Source organism: Flavobacterium ginsenosidimutans (assembly GCF_037478105.1).
GTDB lineage: Bacteria > Bacteroidota > Bacteroidia > Flavobacteriales > Flavobacteriaceae > Flavobacterium > Flavobacterium ginsenosidimutans.
Genome location: NZ_CP147988.1, coordinates 3,868,897 through 3,883,358 on the forward strand (window position 1 = coordinate 3,868,897; position 14,462 = coordinate 3,883,358).

Annotated in this window: 13 protein-coding genes; 7 read left to right on the forward strand and 6 right to left on the reverse strand. The window is 32.2% G+C overall.

Annotated features, from left to right (window positions below; genetic code table 11):
* Window positions 1-165 precede the first annotated feature (165 nt).
* Complete coding sequence (locus V6624_RS17125; RefSeq protein ID WP_338839497.1) at window positions 166-333, reverse strand: hypothetical protein; 168 nt, start codon at window positions 331-333, stop codon at window positions 166-168.
* Between the two features lie 390 nt (window positions 334-723).
* Entirely contained in the window at window positions 724-1,407 is a 684-nt protein-coding gene (locus V6624_RS17130; protein WP_111282981.1) for a DUF4294 domain-containing protein, read from the reverse strand.
* 81 nt (window positions 1,408-1,488) lie between these two features.
* On the opposite strand from V6624_RS17130, the gene V6624_RS17135 reads away from it, so the two are divergent.
* The 6 genes from V6624_RS17135 to V6624_RS17160 all read left to right on the forward strand — a co-directional run bounded on the left by V6624_RS17135 (window position 1,489) and on the right by V6624_RS17160 (window position 10,206).
* Window positions 1,489-2,577, forward strand: coding sequence for a M42 family metallopeptidase (locus tag V6624_RS17135; RefSeq protein ID WP_111282983.1), 1,089 nt, complete (start codon window positions 1,489-1,491; stop codon window positions 2,575-2,577).
* 58 nt (window positions 2,578-2,635) lie between these two features.
* Window positions 2,636-3,316 carry a response regulator transcription factor gene (locus tag V6624_RS17140; protein ID WP_111282985.1) on the forward strand — a complete coding sequence of 227 codons (681 nt, stop codon included), beginning with the start codon at window positions 2,636-2,638 and terminating at the stop codon, window positions 3,314-3,316.
* Window positions 3,313-4,674, forward strand: a complete 1,362-nt coding sequence (locus tag V6624_RS17145) for a sensor histidine kinase (protein WP_338839499.1) — start codon at window positions 3,313-3,315, stop codon at window positions 4,672-4,674. Before V6624_RS17140 ends, V6624_RS17145 begins: the two co-directional genes overlap by 4 nt.
* Before the next feature lie 84 nt (window positions 4,675-4,758).
* Window positions 4,759-6,006, forward strand: coding sequence for a TolC family protein (locus V6624_RS17150; RefSeq protein ID WP_111282988.1), 1,248 nt, complete (start codon window positions 4,759-4,761; stop codon window positions 6,004-6,006).
* 12 nt (window positions 6,007-6,018) lie between these two features.
* Window positions 6,019-7,104, forward strand: a complete 1,086-nt coding sequence (locus V6624_RS17155) for an efflux RND transporter periplasmic adaptor subunit (RefSeq protein ID WP_111282990.1) — start codon at window positions 6,019-6,021, stop codon at window positions 7,102-7,104.
* 3 nt (window positions 7,105-7,107) lie between these two features.
* The gene (locus V6624_RS17160; RefSeq protein ID WP_111282992.1) at window positions 7,108-10,206 is read left to right on the forward strand and encodes an efflux RND transporter permease subunit; all 3,099 of its coding nucleotides are present in this window, start codon (window positions 7,108-7,110) and stop codon (window positions 10,204-10,206) included.
* 162 nt (window positions 10,207-10,368) lie between these two features.
* On the opposite strand, the gene V6624_RS17165 is transcribed toward V6624_RS17160, so the two are convergent.
* Window positions 10,369-10,749, reverse strand: a complete 381-nt coding sequence (locus V6624_RS17165; protein ID WP_111282994.1) for an ankyrin repeat domain-containing protein — start codon at window positions 10,747-10,749, stop codon at window positions 10,369-10,371.
* 391 nt (window positions 10,750-11,140) lie between these two features.
* On the opposite strand from V6624_RS17165, the gene V6624_RS17170 reads away from it, so the two are divergent.
* Window positions 11,141-11,677, forward strand: coding sequence for an SRPBCC family protein (locus tag V6624_RS17170; protein WP_111282996.1), 537 nt, complete (start codon window positions 11,141-11,143; stop codon window positions 11,675-11,677).
* Between the two features lie 60 nt (window positions 11,678-11,737).
* Here V6624_RS17170 and V6624_RS17175 read toward each other — a convergent pair whose 3' ends face one another.
* The 3 genes from V6624_RS17175 to V6624_RS17185 form a co-directional block, all read right to left on the reverse strand.
* Window positions 11,738-12,139, reverse strand: a complete 402-nt coding sequence (locus V6624_RS17175; RefSeq protein WP_111282998.1) for an ankyrin repeat domain-containing protein — start codon at window positions 12,137-12,139, stop codon at window positions 11,738-11,740.
* A 144-nt stretch (window positions 12,140-12,283) separates the two neighbouring features.
* Window positions 12,284-13,417, reverse strand: a complete 1,134-nt coding sequence (locus V6624_RS17180) for a glycoside hydrolase family 26 protein (protein WP_338839501.1) — start codon at window positions 13,415-13,417, stop codon at window positions 12,284-12,286.
* 31 nt (window positions 13,418-13,448) lie between these two features.
* Complete coding sequence (locus V6624_RS17185; protein ID WP_338839502.1) at window positions 13,449-14,402, reverse strand: phosphoribosylaminoimidazolesuccinocarboxamide synthase; 954 nt, start codon at window positions 14,400-14,402, stop codon at window positions 13,449-13,451.
* Between the last annotated feature and the right edge of the window lie 60 nt (window positions 14,403-14,462).

Sequence of the window (14,462 nt, forward strand, 5' to 3'; positions counted from 1 at the left end):
TCGCCTGTGTTTCAAAGCGGGTGCAAAACTAAAAATTCTTTTTGTCTCCTGCAAGAAAAACCTAAAAAAATTTGAAACTTTTTTTTCGTCCCATTTTTTCGTTTTTCCTCCCAGTCTGTCAATGAATTTTCCCTGTTTTGCGGGGTGCAAATATAAAAAGCATTTTCAAATCCCGCAAGCTTTTCCGAATCTTTTTTCAGAAAATTTCTTTTCATCCGATTCTTCTTTCCTGCCAGTATTTCGATGAGCGCCTTTCGCTGTTGCGGGTGCAAAAGTAGAACCTTTTTCCGCTTGCGCAAGCTTTTTGTCCGCCTTTTTTTGATCTTTTCCCAAACTTTTTCTTAACTCGCTGATAGCGGATTCTTTACAGCGCAAAGTTTTTTATCCTCTTGTGGGGTTTTTCTGCGTTTGGCTATTGTTTTTGCTGTTTTGCCGCGAAGGCACTAAGGCGCAAAGCCTTCTTTTCTGCTCTTTTTAATCCCGGAAAGACGCCAAGTCGCAAAGTTTAGCCTTTTCTTTCTTTCTGGAAACCGGTGCCCTAGCCCCGATAGGAGCGGAAATCCTTTTTGTGGCGGGGTTCGCCATAAAAAGATTGAAGCGGATAGCGGGAAACAGCTCCTTAAAAACCATAATATTCAAATCATACCTTATATATATTGTATAAAAAAGAAACCCGACAGGTTTTTAAAACCTGTCGGGTTATACTATAATATATATGTAGAATTATTTCTTGCTTAGATCTTTTGCTCTTTGTTGCCATTTCTCTGATAGATCGTCATAATCTACAGGACTTGCTGGTTTTTGATTTATGAGTCGGCCAGATTCAAATGCTCGTACTAAAATTGTTTCTATTAAATAGTCTTCATTTACTTCGTACGGTTTGTATTCTTCTTTCAAACTAATATCAAACAAATTGGCGGTTGTATTGGAAACAAAAGCCTTAAATCCACTTTTTAATGTTTTTATTAGTTCATAAGTTGTGATTCCTGTTTGGCGATGAATTAACTTAACTAAAATCTGCCCTTGTTTTCTGGATAGTTTTTTAAGTCTTTCTTCGAATTCATTATTTAAATAATCTTCAACGATTTTAAAGTATTTCTTTTTTTCGCGATTTGTTTTTAAACGTGCCATTCCATTATTCAGAGCTGTTAATCTCTCTGAAGCCAGTTTTGCATACGGATATACTTTATAAACTCTATTCTGAAGAATTTGAAATTGTTTCATTTCTTCTGGGCTCATCTTCTGCCCTTTTGAAATAATTATTTCTGGCAACTGAATGGTGTCACCTAAAATAGAATCTTTTTCAGTTAATATATAGCCCATTTGTTCATTCTCTTTTGGAGTGACTTGGGCTTTAGAAGAAAAGGAAACAAACAGTACAAATAAAACAAAGGTGGTTAATCTCATCGAATCATAATTTAAATGTAAAATTATATATTTATACACAACTCTAATACCAAATTTATATTTTAGCAGAAAAATATTTTTATGAGCACAAATTCTATCTTAAAAGATACCTCTATAGCATTCTTAGAAAGCTACCTAAATAACGCTTCTCCTACTGGTTACGAAAGTGAAGGCCAAAAACTTTGGATGGATTATTTAAAACCTTATGTTGATACTTTTATTACTGACACTTACGGAACAGCCGTTGGTGTAATCAATCCTGATGCTCCTTATAAAGTTGTTATTGAAGGGCATGCTGATGAAATTTCATGGTATGTAAACTATATTACTGAAGATGGTTTAATATATGTAATTAGAAATGGTGGTTCTGATCATCAAATTGCTCCTTCAAAAAGAGTTAATATTCATACTAAGAAAGGAATCGTAAAAGGTGTTTTTGGATGGCCTGCAATTCATACTCGTTTACGTGATAAGGAAGAGATTCCGAAACTGAGTAACATATTTATTGATTTAGGATGTGAAAACAAAGAACAAGTTGAGGCTTTAGGTGTTCACGTTGGATGTGTAATTACTTATCCTGATGAATTTATGATTTTGAATGAGAATAAATTTGTTTGTCGTGCGATTGATAATAGAATGGGCGGTTTTATGATTGCTGAAGTTGCTCGCTTATTAAAAGAAAATAATAAAACACTTCCTTTTGGTTTATATATTGTGAATTCTGTCCAAGAGGAAATTGGTCTTCGCGGAGCCGAAATGATTGCGCATAGAATAAAACCAAATGTTGCTATTGTAACAGATGTTTGCCACGATACTACTACTCCAATGATTGACAAAAAGGTGGAAGGTGATCTTAAAATGGGTAAAGGTCCTGTTATTGGCTATTCTCCTGCGATACAAAATAAATTACGTGAGTTAATTGTAGATACTGCGGAAGAAAATAAAATTCCGTTTCAAAGACATGCAACTTCTCGTGCTACTGGCACAGATACAGATGCTTTTGCTTATAGTAATGGCGGTGTGCCATCTGCATTAATTTCACTTCCGTTGCGTTATATGCATACGACTGTAGAGATGGTTCATAGAGATGATGTTGAGAATGTTATTCAATTGATTTATGAAACATTGCTGAAAATTGAGAGCAACGAGAGTTTCTCTTATTTCAATTAAAAACTATATATTAAATTCGGCTGTTTCTTAATAGCCGAATTTATAAATTCTTATAAGAATGAAAATACTTTTACTCGAAGACGATTTTACTTTATCAAAAGAAATCTCAGCATTCTTTACCTCAAAGGAGTTCGAGTGCGTTCCTTTTTATGATGGAACTTTTTTGCTGAAAAAATATTTTCCTTACGATTATGACTTAATCGTTCTTGATATTAATGTTCCAGGTACAAATGGAATCGAAGTTTGCAAAGCTATTCGAGAAATTGACAAAAAAACACCAATTATCATGCTCACCGCTTTTAGCGAAATTGAAGATAAATTATCTTCTTTTGATAATGGTGCAGATGATTATTTGGTAAAACCTTTTCATTTTGAAGAACTATATGCAAGAGTTCAGTCTCTTTTAAGACGAAAAGAAGTTCCGCAGCAGATAGAAAATAAAATTATAGTTAAAGATTTGGAAATTCTTGAAGATGAGATGAAAGTTTTTCGATCTGGAGAAGAAATTAAACTCACACCAAAAGAATTCAAACTGATTTTAATTTTGGCTCATGCCAAAGGAAAAGTCCTTTCGAAACAATTTATTGCTGAAAAACTTTGGGATTATCATATTGAAACTAATCAGAACACAATAGAAGTTTATATCAACTTTTTGAGGAAAAAAATTGATAAAGATCATGAGACTAAACTTATTCGTACCAAGGTTGGTTACGGCTATTATTTAAGCGATCAGGAATGACATTAAAAAATCGGATATCACTTTTAGTAAGTTTACTGTTTACCATCCTCTTCGGATTGGCATCTACAGTGATATTCATTTTGTATTCTAATTACAGAAAAGAAGAATTTCGTGATCGATTGGAAGTGAAAGCTTTATCTAATATCAAATTATTAGTTAATGTAAAACAGGTTGATAATCAGCTTTTGAAAATAATCGACCAGAATTCTATTAATAAGTTATACGACGAAAAAACTTTAGTCTTTGATTCTAATTATAAACTGATTTATAGCAGTATTGACGATGCAAAAATCAATTGGTCTGTAAATGATTTAAAGTATTTAAAAAAGAATAAAACCTTTTTTAAACAACAAGGAAATTATGAAGTCTATGGCGTATTTTATGATACAAATGACAAAGATTTCTATGCTTTAATTTCTGCAACAGACGATTATGGAAATCGAAAACTGCTTTTCCTAAGATACACATTAATTATCTCTTATATATTTTTTACCACAATCTGCTGGTTGCTAACTTCTTTTATGGTTCGAAAAGCCATGAATCCGCTAAATGCTTTTCATCAGAAAATAAAAAATATCAACGAGAACAATCTTGACACAAGAATCGAATCTAAAAGCACTAAAAATGAAATTGATTTAATTGCTGACGAATTCAATTTTATGATGGATCGTATCGAAGTTTCATATCAAAAGCAAAAGGAATTTACTGCTCACGCATCTCACGAATTAAGAACACCGCTTTCTAGGATGACTTCTCAGATCGAAAATGCTATTGCCGATCCAGATATAAAAGAGAAAAAGAAATCTTTTCTAAACAACATTTTAGGAGATGTTAATCATCTAAGTGAATTAATTAATTCGCTTTTAATTCTTTCAAAAATTGATAATCGAAAAGCAGATTATCATGAAATACAGCGTATCGATGAAATATTATTTTCTTCGATTGAAAAGATCAACAAAACATTCCCAGATTTTGTCATACTTTTTGAAATGGAAGAAAGTGACGATCTGGATACTGCTTTAGAAATTAATGGTAATAAAAATCTTCTGCAAATCGCCATTACAAACGTTTTAAAGAACGCATATATTTATTCTGACAACAAACAGGCAAAAGTAAAAATCAGTACAGAAAATGATTTACTGCTTTTATCGATTTCAAATTCTGGCCGAACATTAAATGACGCTGAACAAAAAAATCTTTTTCAGCCTTTTATGCGTGGAGAAAATGCAAAAGGAATAACCGGTTTCGGATTAGGCCTTCGAATTGTAAATCGAATATTAAATCTTCACAATTCACACATAACATACAGTATTCCAAGTGATAACATAAATTTATTTTGTATTATTTTTCGTAGATAATTTATTTTAAGCTATTTTTAAGGTAGATTTTAAGGCATCTTAAAGTTTACCGATAGCATATTTGTATAAAATAAATTTAATACAATGAAAAAACTATATGCATTCTTGCTACTTGCATTCCTAAATCAGGTAGTTATGGCTCAGAAAACAGTCACTCTTCAAGACTGCGAAAGCCAATTCTTAAAAAAGAATCTATATTTACTGGCATCCCAATACAATATTGATGCCTCAAAAGCTTTAACCATTCAAGCGCGTATTTGGGACAATCCCACGATAACTGCTGAATTGAATGCGTATAACCCTGAAAGAGATAAGTTTTTTGATATTGGTAAAGAAGGTCAAAAGGCATTTAGCATCGAACAGCTTATTTATCTTGGCGGAAAAAAACGTAATGAAGTTAAACTGGCTCAAACCAATACGCAATTGGCAGAATTACAGTTTAATGATCTACTGCGTACTTTAAAATTCCAATTGCGCAAGAGTTTCTACACTGTATACTATAACTCCAAAAATCTCGAAAATACAGATAAGCAGTTAGCTCATATCGAGGATTTAATTAATTCATATTCGGTTCAAGCGCAAAAAGGGAATATCCCTTTGAAAGATGTTGTACGCTTGCAATCACTATATCTTAATTTCAAAAACGAAAGATTAGAAGTAATTAACAACAATATAGAGGAACAGGCTAATTTAAAACTTCTTTTAAATGAAACTGAAAATGTAATTCCTGTTGTTAGTAAAGATGATTCGAATAAATACTTAAAAATAATCGATTTTGATCTTAAAAGCTTCGAAGAACAAGCTATTGCAAACCGTCCTGATTATTTAGCCAAACAAAAAGAAATTGATGCGAATGAATTGAATGTAAAATGGCAGAAATCATTATCGGTTCCAGATATTACTCTAGGCGCTAATTATGATCAGCGAAGTGGTGCTTTTAATAAAGAAGCTAATGTGAGTATAGGGATTCCGCTTCCTTTATGGAATAAAAACAAAGGAAATATTAAATATGCCCAAACCATTTTAGAGCAATCTAAAGTTGAAAAACAAAATTTTGAACTGCAATTGCAAACGGAAATTACATCGGCTTGGACAAAATGGGATGAATCCAGACAAAACTACAGCGTGATTAAACCAACCGTAAATTCAGATTTTGAAGCGGTATATAACGGGATGCTAACCAATTTCCAAAAACGAAATGTAAGTCTTTTAGAATTTACAGATTTTATGGAAAGCTACAATCAAGCAATAATTCAGTTAAATGAATTAAAGAAAAAAGTAGTAATAGCAGGCGAAGAATTAAATAGCACCATTAACAAAGATTTATTTTAAAAAATTACAGAAATGAAACATATATTATTCATCGGAATAGCATTAGCAGGTTTATCCCTTACAAGCTGCAAAAAAGAAGTTGAAAATCCAGAAACAAATACCTCATTTGTTTTAAGTGATGCGATGTTAAAAACTACAACAACTGCTACTGCAGAAACTCAGCCATTAAAAAACGAGCTTAGCTTTTACGGAAAAATCACTGCTGACAATAATAAAATGATTGATGTTTATCCTTTAGTTGGCGGAAACGTAATGAAAGTTAATGTTGAACTTGGCGATTATGTTAAGAAAGGACAAGTTTTAGCGACCATAAAAAGTACCGATGTTGCCGATTTTGAAAAACAGTCTATCGATGCAAAAAGCGATTTGCTTGTTGCTAAAAACAATTTGAAAGTGGCACAAGAATTATTTGATGGAAAACTGAATTCTGAAAGCGATGTTTTACAAGCGAAATCAGAAGTAAATAAAGCACAGTCTCAATTGAGTAAAATTCAGGAAACGTATAAAATCTATAATATCAAAGCTGGATCTATTTATGAAGTTACAGCTCCTATAAGTGGTTTTATCATTCAAAAAAGCATTAATCAAGATATGCTTTTAAGAAATGACCGTTCAGAAAATATATTTGATATAGCAGAAATTAGTGAGGTTTGGGCAATGGCCAATATTAATGAAATTGATATTAATAAAGTAAAATTAGGAACCAGCGCTGCAGTTACAACTTTAAGTTATCCAGATAAAACTTTTAATGGGAAAGTTGATAAAATCTACAACGTAATTGATCCAGAAACAAAAGCAATGCAAGCAAGAATCAAATTAAACAATCCTGATTATATGCTTAAACCTGATATGAATGCTAATATTAAATTATCTTTTAATGAAAATCAGTCTATGATAGCCGTACCAAGTAAAGCTATTGTTTTTGATAAAAGCAAAAACTTTGTTGTGGTTTTTAAAGACCGTAATAATATCGAAACTAGACAAGTAGAAGTTTATAGAGTTGTTGGCGATACAACATATATCTCAAGCGGATTAAAAGAGAATGAAAAAGTGATCACAAACAATCAGCTATTTATTTATGGTGCTTTAAATAACTAAGACATGAACAAATTCATAAAAAATATCATTGCTTTTTCTTTAAAGAATAAAGCATTCACCTTCTTTTGGGTTGGATTATTGGCTGTTGCTGGATTTATTTCATTCAAAAATATGCCTATTGATGCCTTTCCGGATGTTACCAACACTCAAATTATTATCATTACGCAATGGAACGGAAAAAGTGCTGAGGAAGTGGAACGTTTTGTAACGTCTCCAATCGAAATCTCAATGAATTCTGTTCAGAAAAAAACTAGCGTTAGAAGTATTACAATGTTTGGGTTATCGGTCATTAAAATCATTTTTGACGATGGTGTTGATGATACTTTTGCCCGTTTTCAGGTAAATAATTTATTAAAAAATGTTTCGCTTCCAGATGATGTAGAACCAGACGTTCAGCCTCCTTATGGTCCTACAGGTGAAATTTTCAGATATATTGTAAAAAGTAATAGTAGAGACAGCAGAGAATTATTGACTTACCAAAACTGGGTTATCGATAAACAGCTTCGTTCTCTTCCTGGTGTTGCAGATTTAAATGTTTTTGGAGGACAAACTAAAACTTATGAAGTTGGGGTTGATCCAATCAAATTGGCAAAATACAATATTACGCCTTTACAAGTTTACAATGCAGTAAATGCTGGAAACTTAAATGTTGGTGGTGATGTTATTGAGAAAAACGGACAAGCTTTTGTTGTACGCGGTGTTGGTTTGTTAAAGTCAAAAGAAGATATTGGAAATATTATTGTTGATGATGCTGGAGGAAATCCAATTTTGGTTAAAAACTTAGCTGACGTTTACGAAAGCTCGATGCCAAGAGTTGGACAAACTGGTATTGGAAATAATGATGATGCGGTTGAAGGAATTGTGGTAATGCGAAAAGGCGAAAACCCGCAGGAAACTTTGGCATTAATTAAAGCAAAAATCAAAGATCTTAATGATAATGTTCTTCCAAAAGACATTAAAATTGAAACATTTTATGATCGTGATAATTTGATGAATTTCACGACCGAAACCGTAATGCATAACTTATTTGAAGGTATTATTCTGGTTACTGTTGTTGTATTTCTTTTTATGGCCGACTGGAGAACTACTTTTACCGTTTCAATTGTCATTCCGCTTTCTTTATTATTTGCATTTTTATGTCTTAAAATGATGGGAATGAGTGCCAACTTATTAAGTTTAGGTGCTGTCGATTTTGGAATTATCATTGATGGTGCTGTTGTAATGGTCGAAGGTCTATTTGTCGTCTTAGATCATCGAGCGCATCAGTTAGGAATGGAAAAATTCAATAAAATTGCAAAAGGAAGTTTGATCAAAAAAACAGGAACTGAAATGGGTAAAGCCATTTTCTTCTCAAAATTGATCATTATTACAGCCTTACTTCCTATTTTCTCATTCCAGAAAGTAGAAGGAAAAATGTTCTCTCCCCTAGCCTTTACTTTAGGTTTTGCATTACTTGGAGCATTAATTTTTACTTTGACTTTAGTTCCTGTTCTTTCACATATCTTATTAAATAAAAATGTAAAAGAAAAACACAATCCGTTTGTGAATTTTTGGGATCGAATTGTTTCCAAAGGATTTGCTTGGACATTTAAACATAAAGTGCAAACCTTAATTGCATCCATAGGATTATTAGCCGCTGTTTTCTTTTCTGCTGGTTTCTTAGGAACAGAATTTTTGCCACAATTAAATGAAGGTGCGCTATGGGTTACTGCGGAATTACCAATGAGCACTTCGCTTCCTGAAAGTGTTAAAACTGCGGCAATGATTAGAAAAGACTTAGAAAGTTTTCCTGAAGTTAAAAAAGTTTTGTCTCAGACTGGACGAAGCAACGATGGAACAGATCCTAATGGTTTCGGATTTATTCAGCTTCAAGTTGACTTACTTCCAAAAGCCGAATGGAAACGTAAAATTTCTATGGATGATCTGATTAATGAAATGGATAATAAATTGAAAGTTCATCAGGGAATTACATACAATTATTCTCAACCCGTAATTGATAACGTTGCAGAATCGGTAGCTGGATTTAAAGCTTCAAATGCTGTGAAAATTTATGGAGATGATTTGAACAAATTAGATCAGCTTGCCAATGAAGTTTTAGCACAAATTAAAAATATTCCGGGTATAAAAGATGTTGGTATTTTAAGAAATGTCGGCCAGCCTGAAATCAGCGTAATTCTAGATCGTGAAAAAATGGCGGCTTACGGAGTGACTTTAAGTGATGCTCAAGCAGTTTTAGAATTGGCTTTTGGAGGAAAAACAGCAACTGAAAAGTATGAAGATGAAAAGAAATTTGATGTTCGTGTTCGTTTTTCTAAAGAATACCGAAAAGATGAAAAAGATTTGGAGGAAATTAAAGTTCCAACCATCAGCGGAATCAAAATTCCTTTAAAAGAAATCTGCGACATTAAAACTATTACTGGTCCTGCATTTATTTATAGAGATAACACCAAACGTTTTATCGGAGTTAAATTCTCTGTTCGTGATCGCGATTTGGGAAGTACAATTGCTGAAGCACAGCAAAAAGTAAATCAGCTTAAACTTCCTGCTGGTTACACCACAGGATGGACAGGAGAATTTGAAAATCAGGTTCGTGCGAGTGCGCGTCTGGCACAAGTAGTACCAATCAGTTTAATTGGAATTTTTGTTCTTTTATTTATTCTGTTCGGAAACTTTAAAGATTCGCTTCTTGTGTTGGCAAATGTTCCTTTTGCTATTATTGGTGGAATTATCGCTTTGCATATTACTGGAATGAATTTCGGAATCTCTGCTGGAGTTGGATTTATAGCGCTTCTCGGAATTTGTATTCAAAATGGAGTAATTCTAATATCCGAGTTTCATCATAATCTGAAGGCTAAGTTCTCACTCGAAGAATCAATTTTTATGGGAGTAAAAGCCAGAACCAGAGCGGTAGTTATGACAGCTTTAATGGCTTCAATTGGATTAATGCCTGCAGCTATTTCTACAGGAATTGGTTCAGAGTCACAGAAACCACTTGCAATTGTAATTATTGGAGGTTTAATGACTGCAACTGTTTTAACATTACTTGTGTTTCCGATATTATTCTGGGTTTTCAACAGAAAAAAACATGAGCCAATTGAATAATAATTTATAATATTTAGTTTTAAATCAATTTGTTGGGATTTAAAAAGGAAAAGCATCATTCTCGTAATGGTGCTTTTTTGTTTGATGAAGTTCTCTAATAAACAAAAAAAATGACCTTTTGCTCAGAAAGGTCATTTTTACTAACTCAAAACTTTTAAACTGTTATTTCAAATCTTTCAAAAGCGCAATTGCTTCTGAAGCATTTGATGCTTGTGCATATTTTAATGCAGTATAACCTTTTTCATTTTTCACATTAGGATTTGCTCCATTAGCCAATAAAACTTTAATGATTTCATGTTTATTGTAAAGTGCGGCGATCATTAAAGGAGTAAAGTCTTCAGACATTTGGTTTACATCTGAACCGTATTCAATAAATTTTTTAACGGTTTCAAGATCTCCTTTACTAATAGCAACATTTAAAGGAGTTCCTACATAACTTTTAAGCTCAACTTGATTTTTTACAATTGAAACTCCATTTGAAGCCATTGCTACATTTCCAAATGTTACCAAGGCTAGTCCTAAATAAATAACTGATTTTTTCATAATGATTGATGTTTGTTAAATGATTGATGATGATAATTTTAATTTGATGATGTAAAAGTAATTTATTTTATTGTATTATGCATTACAAAGTACCATGTTTTAACCAATTCTTAACAGTTACTTAATAAAACGATAATTGAAAGACCTAAACGTTATCAAATTATTGATTATACTATAATAGACTACCAAAAAGAAAATATGTTACAATAAATCTGATCTTTTTTTTCACCTTTTATTCAAAATGTTTAATATCAGCTTTAAAACAGAATCATTTTTTTTTAAATTTACTATACGATTACATATTCAAAAAGTACAGAAGTAGTTGTTTTACTGAGAAATACTCTTGTTTTCGTATGCAATATCTAAGAATAATAACCTTAAAACTGAAACTATGATATTTATTAAAAGAATTCTAATCATTCTAATTTTACTTATTTCGATTGTTTTAATTGTTGCTTATTTTATGCCAAAGGAATATGCTGTCGAAAGAGAAATTACAATCAATAAACCTGCGGATAGTATTTTTAAATATGTTAGATCACTCAAAAACCAAAATGAGTTTAGCGTTTGGGCCAATATGGATCCTAAAATAAAAATAAATTACAAAGGCATTGACGGAAATGTTGGTTCTATTTCTTCATGGGAAAGCAATGTCAAAGAAGTTGGTGTTGGTGAACAAGAAATTACAAAGATTTCAGAAGGACGACGCCTAGACTTTGCTCTTCGTTTTAAAAAACCGATGGAAGATACTGCTGTCGGATTTATGTCTACCGAACCACTTTCTGAAAACCAGACCAAAGTAAAATGGGGAATCAGCGGTGTAATTCCTTATCCAACAAATATCATGCTTCCAATGCTTAAAATGGACCAAATGATTGGGAATGACTTACAGAAAGGTTTAGAGAATTTAAAAGATAAAATGGAATAACATCTTAAAATGATAAAAAAAGAAAGTGCAATTCATATTTTTGAATTGCACTTTCTTTTTTTATTTACTATTTCTTCGACTTCCTTCTTTTATTTTCTTCAAGATAGCAATTGACTCAGTTGATTTTGCATACTCTGCATAATCTAAAGCTGTAAAACCCTGAGAGTTTTCTATTGATGGATTTGCATTATGAAGAAGTAAAAAATTTATAATTTCAAATTGATTAAATCGCGCCGCAACCATTAAAGGTGTCATATTATTAACCTTTTTATTGATATCCGTTCCGTAGATTACAAATTTTTTGACCGCTTCAATGTCACCTTTACTAATTGCGAGATGCAATGGAGATTTTCCGTACAATGTAAACTCAATTTGATTTTTAATTCTTAATCCAGAATTTGATGCAATTGTAACATTTCCAAAAAGAAAAATTGTTCCTAAAATAATTACTGTTTTTTTCATGATTGATTGTTTGTTAAATGATTGATGATGATGATTTACTATTTAGACGACATAAAAATCATTTTGGTTGCATGATTTCTAAAAAAATAAAAAGCGCAATTCAGATTTATCCGAATTGCGCTTTTTGACTTGTTTTGATGATAACTAAATCTTAAACTTTTTGCTGTAAATATTTTTTAAATCTTTTTCAAACAAAGTAAAAGGATCATCATAGAATTTTATAAAGTCTTTTTCACTTGCTTGTCCTGGAAAAGGAGCATAATAATGCGTTGGACTTGTAGTGTCATTTCGCCATACTAAAACATAAGCCAATTCTAAATTTTCAGACTTCAGCGTTTTAAGGAGAACTTCTGTCCACCAGTTTTCATTTGGAATTGATTCTAATCCCGTTTCTGTAAATGCTGCTAGTTTTTTCTTTTTAATAGCCAAATCAGAAAATATTTTAAGCTTTTTTAGTCCAGCATCTAGATCGTATTTGCCATCTCTTCCAAAATCTCCATAATCATCCATACCCAACAAATCAACAAATTCATCTCCTGGATAACGTTCTAAATATTCTTCTTCTGAATTGAATCGGTTATCTGGAGAAAATGCATAAATAAAATTATGAACGCCTAGAGTATCTTTTAAATAAGAAACCGTAAACTGCCAAACTGCAATGAAATCTTCTCTAGATGTATGTGCTTTTCCCCACCAAAACCAATCACCATCAAATTCATGAAAAGGCCTGAAAATCATTGGAGAAAGTTTTCCGTCTTTTGCTTTTACAGAATGAGCAAAATCTGCAATGCTTTTTAAAATTTCTTTGTATTCTTCATGATGAGATCCGCCAGGCTTTATCAAAGATATTGAAGCGGCTGAAATTCCGTCTTTCCAATAAAATCCTCCATCAGAAGCTGGATTATTAAAATGCCATGAAACAGTTGTAATTCCACCTCTTTCATAAGTATCAATCACATTCTTTCTTAGAACTTCTTTTGTTTTTTCAATTTGGTCTTTGGAACGTCCTGAAAAATCACTAAAATCAATTCCAACAACTGCTGGATGTGAACCCGTAACCGATTTTACATCCGAACGATTAGGCTCACTACTCCATCCGTGCCCATATTCAAGCGCATGCTGATGTCCGAAAAGAATATGCTTTTTGGAAATAGTTTTAAGATTCTGATATAAGTTTTTGGTTTCTTTTGTCGCATTTTTATCAATCTGCGCAAAAAGAAAATGCCCTGCTGTAAAACATACAAATAGCAGGGCATTTTTTTTCGTTATAAATTTCATGGTTTAAATAGTTAGTTTAAACCCAAAATTATTATTTTGAAGAAAGGTAATCTAATACGTTTTTTTCAATACGTTGATCAATATTGTCAATATCAGCTTTTACAAATTTATCTCCTAAAATATTCTCGTACAATTCGATATATCTTTCAGAAACTGATTCAATATATTCATCTGTCATATTTGGAATTTGCTGTCCATCTTTACCTTGAAAACCATTTTCGATCAACCAACGGCGAACAAATTCTTTAGATAATTGTTTTTGTTCCTCTCCTTTTTCTTGTCTTTCAGCATAACCGTCGGCGTAGAAATAACGAGAAGAATCTGGAGTATGTATTTCATCAATTAAAACTATTACACCATCTTTTGTTTTTCCGAACTCGTATTTTGTATCTACTAAAATTAATCCACGTTTTGCTGCGATTTCAGTTCCTCTTTGAAATAAAGCGCGAGTATATTTTTCTAAAACTAAATAATCTTCTTCAGAAACAATTCCTTTTGCCAAAATATCTTCACGAGAAATATCCTCGTCATGAGAACCATTATCTGCTTTTGTCGTTGGGGTAATAATTGGTTCTGGGAATTTATCATTTTCCTTTAAACCTTCTGCCATGGTAACACCGCAGATTTGTTTTCTACCAGTAGCATATTCGCGGGCAGCGTGACCAGATAAATAACCACGAATTACCATTTCTACTTTAAAAGGATCACATAAATGTCCAACAGCAACGTTTGGATCTGGAGTTGCAATCAGCCAGTTTGGAACGATATCTTGCGTCAATTCCATAAATTTTGTTGCAATCTGATTCAGGATTTGCCCTTTGTACGGAATTCCTTTTGGCAAAACTACATCAAAAGCCGAAAGTCTATCTGTTGCCACCATTACTAAAAGTTCATCATTGATATTATAAACTTCTCTAACTTTTCCGCGGTAAACTGATTTCTGATTCGGGAAATTAAAATTTGTAGTTGTGATTGTATTACTCATTTTGTTGTGTTGTTTTTATGAATGCAAATTTAAAATTATTTCACTGAGTTACACAATGAA

Bases quoted from the DNA above. Each gene is read 5' to 3' on its own strand.
- V6624_RS17130 (WP_111282981.1), bottom strand. From the start codon at position 1,407: ATGAGATTAACCACCTTTGTTTTATTTGTACTGTTTGTTTCCTTTTCT.
- V6624_RS17165 (WP_111282994.1), bottom strand. From the start codon at position 10,749: ATGAAAAAATCAGTTATTTATTTAGGACTAGCCTTGGTAACATTTGGA.
- V6624_RS17175 (WP_111282998.1), bottom strand. From the start codon at position 12,139: ATGAAAAAAACAGTAATTATTTTAGGAACAATTTTTCTTTTTGGAAAT.
- V6624_RS17185 (WP_338839502.1), bottom strand. From the start codon at position 14,402: ATGAGTAATACAATCACAACTACAAATTTTAATTTCCCGAATCAGAAA.
- V6624_RS17180 (WP_338839501.1), bottom strand. From the start codon at position 13,417: ATGAAATTTATAACGAAAAAAAATGCCCTGCTATTTGTATGTTTTACA.
- V6624_RS17155 (WP_111282990.1), top strand. From the start codon at position 6,019: ATGAAACATATATTATTCATCGGAATAGCATTAGCAGGTTTATCCCTT.
- V6624_RS17135 (WP_111282983.1), top strand. From the start codon at position 1,489: ATGAGCACAAATTCTATCTTAAAAGATACCTCTATAGCATTCTTAGAA.
- V6624_RS17145 (WP_338839499.1), top strand. From the start codon at position 3,313: ATGACATTAAAAAATCGGATATCACTTTTAGTAAGTTTACTGTTTACC.
- V6624_RS17160 (WP_111282992.1), top strand. From the start codon at position 7,108: ATGAACAAATTCATAAAAAATATCATTGCTTTTTCTTTAAAGAATAAA.
- V6624_RS17150 (WP_111282988.1), top strand. From the start codon at position 4,759: ATGAAAAAACTATATGCATTCTTGCTACTTGCATTCCTAAATCAGGTA.
- V6624_RS17140 (WP_111282985.1), top strand. From the start codon at position 2,636: ATGAAAATACTTTTACTCGAAGACGATTTTACTTTATCAAAAGAAATC.
- V6624_RS17170 (WP_111282996.1), top strand. From the start codon at position 11,141: ATGATATTTATTAAAAGAATTCTAATCATTCTAATTTTACTTATTTCG.